General features: G+C 40.8%; 9 protein-coding genes. 1 reads left to right on the top strand and 8 read right to left on the bottom strand.

Annotation, left to right across the window (positions count from 1 at the left end; all coding sequences use genetic code 11):
- The 7 genes from MiSe_RS46605 to MiSe_RS46575 all read right to left on the bottom strand — a co-directional run.
- Positions 1–648, bottom strand: a 648-nt coding sequence (locus tag MiSe_RS46605) for an ATP-binding cassette domain-containing protein (RefSeq protein ID WP_226593783.1), incomplete at its 3' end; no start/stop codon positions are given.
- A gap of 167 nt (positions 649–815) precedes the next feature.
- Positions 816–1,145 carry a hypothetical protein gene (locus MiSe_RS46600; protein ID WP_226593780.1) on the bottom strand — a complete coding sequence of 110 codons (330 nt, stop codon included), beginning with the start codon at positions 1,143–1,145 and terminating at the stop codon, positions 816–818.
- Between the two features lie 15 nt (positions 1,146–1,160).
- Entirely contained in the window at positions 1,161–1,709 is a 549-nt protein-coding gene (locus MiSe_RS46595; protein WP_226593778.1) for a hypothetical protein, read from the bottom strand.
- Between the two features lie 73 nt (positions 1,710–1,782).
- Positions 1,783–2,208 carry a lasso peptide biosynthesis B2 protein gene (locus tag MiSe_RS46590; RefSeq protein WP_226593776.1) on the bottom strand — a complete coding sequence of 142 codons (426 nt, stop codon included), beginning with the start codon at positions 2,206–2,208 and terminating at the stop codon, positions 1,783–1,785.
- Between the two features lie 150 nt (positions 2,209–2,358).
- Complete coding sequence (locus tag MiSe_RS46585; protein WP_226593774.1) at positions 2,359–2,616, bottom strand: hypothetical protein; 258 nt, start codon at positions 2,614–2,616, stop codon at positions 2,359–2,361.
- A gap of 174 nt (positions 2,617–2,790) precedes the next feature.
- Entirely contained in the window at positions 2,791–3,504 is a 714-nt protein-coding gene (locus tag MiSe_RS46580; RefSeq protein ID WP_226593772.1) for an asparagine synthase-related protein, read from the bottom strand.
- A gap of 13 nt (positions 3,505–3,517) precedes the next feature.
- Positions 3,518–4,486 (bottom strand): asparagine synthase-related protein, encoded by a 969-nt coding sequence (locus tag MiSe_RS46575; protein WP_226593770.1) that lies wholly within the window; start codon positions 4,484–4,486, stop codon positions 3,518–3,520.
- A 1,086-nt stretch (positions 4,487–5,572) separates the two neighbouring features.
- Here MiSe_RS46575 and rbp point away from each other — a divergent pair.
- Positions 5,573–5,890: an RNA-binding regulator gene (gene rbp / locus MiSe_RS46570; RefSeq protein ID WP_226593768.1), complete on the top strand. Its 318-nt coding sequence runs from the start codon at positions 5,573–5,575 to the stop codon at positions 5,888–5,890.
- 226 nt (positions 5,891–6,116) lie between these two features.
- On the opposite strand, the gene MiSe_RS46565 is transcribed toward rbp, so the two are convergent.
- The gene (locus tag MiSe_RS46565) at positions 6,117–6,593 is read right to left on the bottom strand and encodes a plastocyanin/azurin family copper-binding protein (protein WP_226593766.1); all 477 of its coding nucleotides are present in this window, start codon (positions 6,591–6,593) and stop codon (positions 6,117–6,119) included.
- Between the last annotated feature and the right edge of the window lie 402 nt (positions 6,594–6,995).

Raw genomic sequence — 6,995 nt, 5'->3', positions numbered from 1 at the left:
TGCAGTCGGGCTATCGGGGAACCAACGGTGGGAGTATTCATCTACGTTTGTACCAACCTGTTCTAGATCAGTGGCGAAACACCTGTAAAGGAAGGAACTAGGAATATCCAATCGCGAGGTTGGAAGCTGGCGCTGTATGCGTATCATCAGCGTCGGGAGGATGTCACCCTGTCCTACCCCCACATTTTCACCAGCGCTCAACTCATAGTGTACAAAGTCTTGAAAAATAGCACTAACTTCGCCTCTAAGGCTGGCTAAGTCGTACTCGCGCAAATCAATACCATCGAGCAAAATGCGACCAGCCGTGGGGTCATATAAGCGGAGCAGAAGCTTGACAATTGTCGTTTTGCCAGCGCCATTACAGCCTACTAATGCCATGCATTCTTCGGGTTTGATACAGAATGAAACTTCATCCAAAACAGGCAGATTCCTTCCAGGGTAAGTAAAGCTAACCCTTTCAAAAATGAACCCCTGGCGAATTGGTCGAGGGATGGGTTTAGGTTCTGTCGGTAGTGGCAAGTCAGGTGGAGCTTCAAGCACGCGGAATAAACTGGGTAAGAAACCTAGTATCATCGGCAGGTATCCAATGCCAAAGCCTAGAGAAAGCAGGTTAAGCTGTAGCGTTGTTGCACTGCCACCATACAACACCAGATCGCCTACAGGCCGCTCACCATGTGCTACTAACTCAAGTTGCTAGTTATCTCATGCATAGGAGCTCATGGCTAATGGCTGATGGCTGATGGCTGATGGCTCATGGCTCATGGCTCATGTCAGTAAAAATCGTATATTAGCAATTAGCAATTAGCAATTAGCCATTAGCAACCCCGAAGTTTATAACTAACAACTTGCGTTACTAGCCAAACAACGTAAAGGTAAACAACACCAGATGCAGCAGCAGCGAGGATGCTAAAAACAGCTACTCTGACACCAATTTGACGGTGCAACCGATCCAGTATTGCGATCGTGCGCTGAAAAATGTCTTTGTAACGCGACTTAAAAAATAGTCCGAGGTTGTATAAACGAACATCCTTAGCAAACTCTGGTCTCAAGAGAACATTACGGTTGTATTCAAGTTGACGCGACTCAGAAGTCTGGATATAAAGATGATTACCAAGCCGGGTACGATACTGCCATGTCTGGAGCATTTGCGGCAGGGTTAATCAGATCAGTATCAGCGGAATTAAAGGATGTAAACTTAACAAAACTACGGCTAAACTTACTGTCGTAAACAACGATAAGGCTATTTGGGCACCCTCCACCATCAAATCTAAACCGGCAGAAGCAGCACGTTCGCGAGCGCATTTAAGATCGTCAGCGAAAGTAGGCTCCTCGAACCGCTCAAGTCCTTGCCAGCGATTCGCAGCACGCAGCAGTTCCTCGCTAACGTACTTTGTTACTTGGTCGCCTGCTAAGCTTTCTAGGGTGGAGAGGCAAGGATCAATTACTTGACTTAAAGCCAAAATAACACCAGCTATAGCAATCGAGACGGCAAGCGATACTTGAGATGCAAAAGCGTCAAATGTCTTGGAAAGACCAAGATCAATGGCAACTCGATTTATAATTATCCCCGACAGCAACAACTGTAACGATGGCAAAATTGATCTGATGCCAAGTAAAAACAAAAGGCTCAGCAGCAACCTTGGGCTGGCACACCAGGTTAATCGCAGTGCAAGCGATACAAAACGCCAGTTTTGCCTAATTTGTTCCATAATATTTTTGAGAACACGATATTTTATCAAGTATTTTTACTTTAGCCTGTGACAAGTACTGCCCACAGAAAAGTTAAACCACCAAAATCTTTTTATACAGATGCTCAATTTCATCTTGCTCTTTAAAAGGTATTCCATTGATTTCGACCCAAGCATGTGCAGCAAAGGGATTGATGCTTACACCTACGCACCATGTTGCTGATAGCCTTCTTGTTAATGCAAATAACATAAAAGCTAAAGATAGTTCCAGGCAAGCTACTCTTCCTAGAGAAGCAATTCCGAGTTGGCGAACTGCTTTCCATGCAACTTTAGCCTCTTCCTCATAAATTTCCCGCCCACAGCGTGACTTGAAAACACTGATAATTTTGCTGATTGTTGAGAGAGGCAGAAAACCTATCAAAAGATATGCCAGTAACACGAGTAACTGACCTGCTATTCTATCTAATAAACTAATTTTTATCTCCTCATACCTAGAGCTAACAAAAACCTGTGATTTCATAACTATGAACGCTCCATTTAACAGAATAAATCAGGGTTTTATCTATTTTTTTATGGGGTTAAAGTTTAAGAAATTATCATTAAAAAATTAAATTTATCCAATACGCATTTCTCCCAAAATATGAGAAAAATATCTCATTATTTTTTCTATTTATGGTGATGATTTTGAGTAGAGAATCAAAAATTTCTCTATAGCAGCATCGAGTGAATTAAGCTTTATCAAAGCTTGGAAGAACTCTGACGCACTATTTAAACCGTAATAAACTCCATTTTGAGAGTCTAAAATTACTGCATTTTCTTCAAATAAAGCTAGAGTAATGTGTTTGGGAACTCGAACGTATTGCATAGTAAGCTTCTCACTCATTAATTTTGGTTCATCACTTTTGTCAAACATAATATAATTATTCACCAGCTTCCTGCTTCATTAACCGTTGTAACCACAGCTCAGACTCTATCGTATTTAACGCAAGTTGCTAGTTATAAACAAGGGCGTTGCCAGCTGGCTAATTGCTAATTGCTAATATAGGATTTTTACCCACATTAGCCATTAGCCATTAGCCATTAGCTTCTATTCATGAGATAACTAGCAACTTGAGTTATTTAACAGGCTTCTTAAGGTTGCTGTATAACCTGCCGCCAACTGATCCAGACATATTCTAAATTTTTTTATATCTATCAATCCCATTTGGAATAGATATGAATTATCAAATCTATCGTGGATTTTACTCAAGTTTACTAGAATATCATTACATCGCTGAGTGGTATAGTCACCTTTAGTGGAGCGACTTAAAAAACTTCCCGGAAAATCACAGTACAGTGCTTCTTTAAGTAAGGGCTTATAGACGAAAGGGCTAGTTCTGTCTTCTACCTTTGTTTTAAGACAAGTATCAATTAATAAAGAGTCAAAAAATGGAAAAGTAAGGTTGACTCCGCTAGCTTGGGCAACCTGTTGCATTCCGCTGCAATAACGTGCCATGCTGTGGATACAAATAATAGACAGATTCTCTCCTGGTTCATCCGAGAAAGGAACGAAATAGTTTACGTGTTCTCGCAGCTTAATCGCCACTAAACCCATAGATTCCTCCGTATACCAACTGGCAACATCTGGATAACCAGACCATCCTATATCTCTCGAAGCATCAAATGGTTGAAAACTTCTTTTAGGGAATTTTAGGGAATTTTCTAGTTGATTAACCTGTTTTAATATCTCGTATTTATAAGAAGATATACTTGAAAAATTGTATTTAAAATTAAACCTAATCGGGCAATACCAAAAACCTTTGAATCTCCATAGCAATAGTTAATAAAAGTTATATTTTTTTTCTAATAATCAAATCAATTAAATAGGATTCATGAGCCTGAAGTACGCAGTCTCCACCTGATCCGCTTAGGTGAAGCTCAGATTTCTGCAACTTAACGTAGTTCCACCAATGCTTAAATCTAGGAATAATAGACTCAAGCCCGCTAGGCTCATTGGTTAGGGGGAATTGTCCTATATCTACAGTAAAATCAGCTAAGTGAGAATTACTTATTATTGAATGTACCAGCTCAGGGTGTAGAGCCGTTATTGACTTAACCCAATTAATATCATCAGAAGAAGCACCTTCCCCTTCGAGAGTTACTGTCTTTAAGCTTAAACCTCGCTTAGCAAGAATTTTAGCCGCTATCAAAGCTAGACTGGTGGAGTCTGGGCCCCCACTAAGATCGCTGGTTACGTCATTACAAGCACGAACTCTCCGCTCAACAGAAATCCAAAGCTGTTTGCGAAGCTCTTTTGATGCTTCTGCTATATTTTCAAAACTTCTCGACGGCGTCCAATATTGCCTACACCTAACTTGTTCTGAGGATATTTGTAAAAAATCCCCTGCTGGCATAACCTCAACATTCTGAAAAGGAGAAGAACATTGTAGTATCTCCGGCATAGTGTCACACATCATATTTGCAGCTAACCAACTAGGATTAAGACTTGCTTTTACGAGTTGTTTCAATACTATGCTGGAGGATGAAAAAAACACAACAGATTCATGTGTTGAATAAAAAACTCTTCTCAGTCCAGCTAGATATGTAAAAACTTTAATTCCTGTTTCATCCTGTACAATAATGTTGTAATTACCCGCTAACTTCCTAAGCTTGTTATAGTTTTTATGGCTAACAAAGCTACGAAATAATTCCGCTACAACCTGTGTTTCTTCAAGGCATTCTCCTAATATAGCTAAACGAGCAGCCCCTTCGTAAACACATATTATTTCAGATTGCTTCCAGCAACCACTTACCCACAAATTATGTGAATCATCCCAAGCTCTCTCTGCTTTTGTTAGAGAATTTTAAAAGAGGTTATTTGGCGAATTAAATGTTGAGAAATCCCCTAAAAAAAAGCGCGGTTTCATTGTTATTTTCTCCTCTATTTATTTGATAAAAAAATACAAAAAAATCATGGCTTTTGTTATTTAACCATTACAAAAAAAAAATACAATAGCAATAAATATTTCATTTTTTTATGCCAGGAACTTCTTGGCCTGGATATAAATTATTTATATCCAGAGAAGTTCCTGGTTGCCTAATCGTTGTTTACACTAGCGACGCCACTTTCCTTCCAGGTCAATTGCTGCCCCAAATTGACCGCCTAATGTGGCGTATTTTACAGAGTTCAACTTCACCATCAAGGGAGATTGATATTTTTTCAATCCTTCATTTTACGAGCTAGAGCCTTTCATAAATATCCTCCTGATTGCTCAAATGGTTAATTTGAAATACTACTAAATTAGGAATCAAAATTAATTTTAATTTCAGCATACATAATGTCCGCAGATTGAGCAAGGGGTCACAATACAAATTGCCATTCAATTTGTTATAATAAGTATTTGCTAAATTTATTATTATCACCTTTATTGTGGTGATAACAGCAAACTTAGTAAACTCAGATATAAGTAAAAAGCTCGATAACTACGCGCAAGCGGCATCAAATGTTCAATGTTAAGTAAAAAAAAAGACATGAGTATTTGTGGGAAGATAAATTCGAGCGCAGTTTGTACAGATTCACTCCAATCGCGGAAAAGTACCACCAGCAGGTTTTAGAATTGGAGGGCGAAGCCAAATGGCGGCTATCTGCGGTGCAAGATTATAATCCCGGCGTGAGTGCGCTAGCTTGAGCATAGTATAGGACTGGCGAGGAATCGCCTCCGCCAGTCCTATACCCAGAATAGGGAAATCGCCCTACGTCTGCGGATAGAGGTTTGGCTAGTCCCAAGAGAGTCTATGTTAAGATCTCACCTGAGAAATAAATTCGGCGATCGCGTTTGTCAGTAAAACTTACAGACTCCTCGACCGATCGACCTCTCTACACCTTCTGATTCTGGAGAGACTTTGTGTCAATTTATGTAGGCAACTTGTCTTACGAAGTCACGCAAGACGATATTATGAATGTATTTACTGAATATGGTACCGTGAAGCGGGTTCAGATACCCACCGATCGGGAAACTGGTAGAAAGCGTGGCTTTGCCTTTGTGGAAATGGCTTCAGAAGCTGAAGAATCTGCTGCTATTGAGGCTCTCGATGGTGCAGAATGGATGGATCGCACCCTGAAAGTCAATAAAGCAAAACCCCGGGAACAAAGAGGCGGACGCGGTGGGGATAACCGAGGCGGCGGCGGCGGCGATCGCAACAGATTTTCCCGGCGTTATTAAGTTTGGAACTCAAGCAATAAACTTGATTCCAATTGGGGAAGAATCTTTGATTAAGAAATACAGGACTTACGCAAAGAAACCGGGTTGATCTGAAAAATATTTGATTTGTCAACTGGAGATTTCCGAAGAAACCCGGTTTATGGCATAGTTTGGTGGGAATTTCCGGTAAAAAAAATTACCGGAAATTCAACCTTTTAGTAATTTGTTTTGTCTGACAATATCGCTTCTACTGAGGCGCGATCGCTATCGTCCCCGTCATCCCCGCCTCTGTATGTCCCGGTATGGGACAGCGTAGGGTATAATTTCCCCGTTTCATCGGTACAAACACCCATTCTGCAACGCCTTCCGGCAATAATTCCAACTCGTGGATGGCGCCTTTTACTTCTACTTTGCCAGCTTGGACTTTTTGCGTCCAGACTCCATCGGCGAAGTCTTTAGCGGTGAAGTAATGTTTTTGGGGACTGGGGTTATCTAGTACGAGTTTATACATCTTCCCCGCCAGGAATTCGAGGTGATTTGGGAAAAACTTTAACTCGTTTGCTTGATTACCCAAACTAACCTTAACTTCTATGGGTGTAACTGGGGCAGTAGGTGGTGCTGCGACTGCTGTTGCGGGTGCAAAGATATTTAAACAAAGGATGAGTAAAAATATCATCCACCCGCGTTGCAACCATTTGTAGGTAAAGGAAACGAACTGAATCATAAGACTTGTAGCAAAAATATCAGGCAATGGGAAATCTGAGCTATATCAATCAGGATATAGCCTTAAATTTCAGTCTGAGCGCCCGGGGAAACTTTTGCAAGAGTCCATGCCAAAAAATCCAATTTCTGCAAGAGTCCGATCATAAAAAATAGTTACAATCCGTTTTAAGGGGTTTTGTAGGGACACGGCACCCAATAAATTTTGCTCTCAACCAGAAGATGATCTCATGCCGTGTCCCTACAGTCAGAAATCTATTGGTGGGCATTGGTAGGGAGACGGCACCCAATAAATTTTGCTCTCAACCAGAAGATGATCTCATGCCGTGTCCCTACAGTCAGAAATCTATTGGTGGGCATTGGTAGGGAGACGGCACCCAATAAATTTTGCTCTCAACCAGAAGAT

The organism is Microseira wollei NIES-4236, from assembly GCF_020521235.1.
In the GTDB taxonomy this organism is placed as follows: domain Bacteria; phylum Cyanobacteriota; class Cyanobacteriia; order Cyanobacteriales; family Aerosakkonemataceae; genus Microseira; species Microseira wollei.
The sequence above is the reverse complement of the archived record's forward strand: the minus strand, read 5'-3'. Positions and strand labels throughout refer to the sequence as shown.

Coding starts and splice junctions, on each gene's coding strand:
- MiSe_RS46600 (WP_226593780.1), bottom strand. CDS start 1,145: ATGCTCCAGACATGGCAGTATCGTACCCGGCTTGGTAATCATCTTTAT.
- MiSe_RS46595 (WP_226593778.1), bottom strand. CDS start 1,709: ATGGAACAAATTAGGCAAAACTGGCGTTTTGTATCGCTTGCACTGCGA.
- MiSe_RS46590 (WP_226593776.1), bottom strand. CDS start 2,208: ATGAAATCACAGGTTTTTGTTAGCTCTAGGTATGAGGAGATAAAAATT.
- MiSe_RS46565 (WP_226593766.1), bottom strand. CDS start 6,593: ATGATTCAGTTCGTTTCCTTTACCTACAAATGGTTGCAACGCGGGTGG.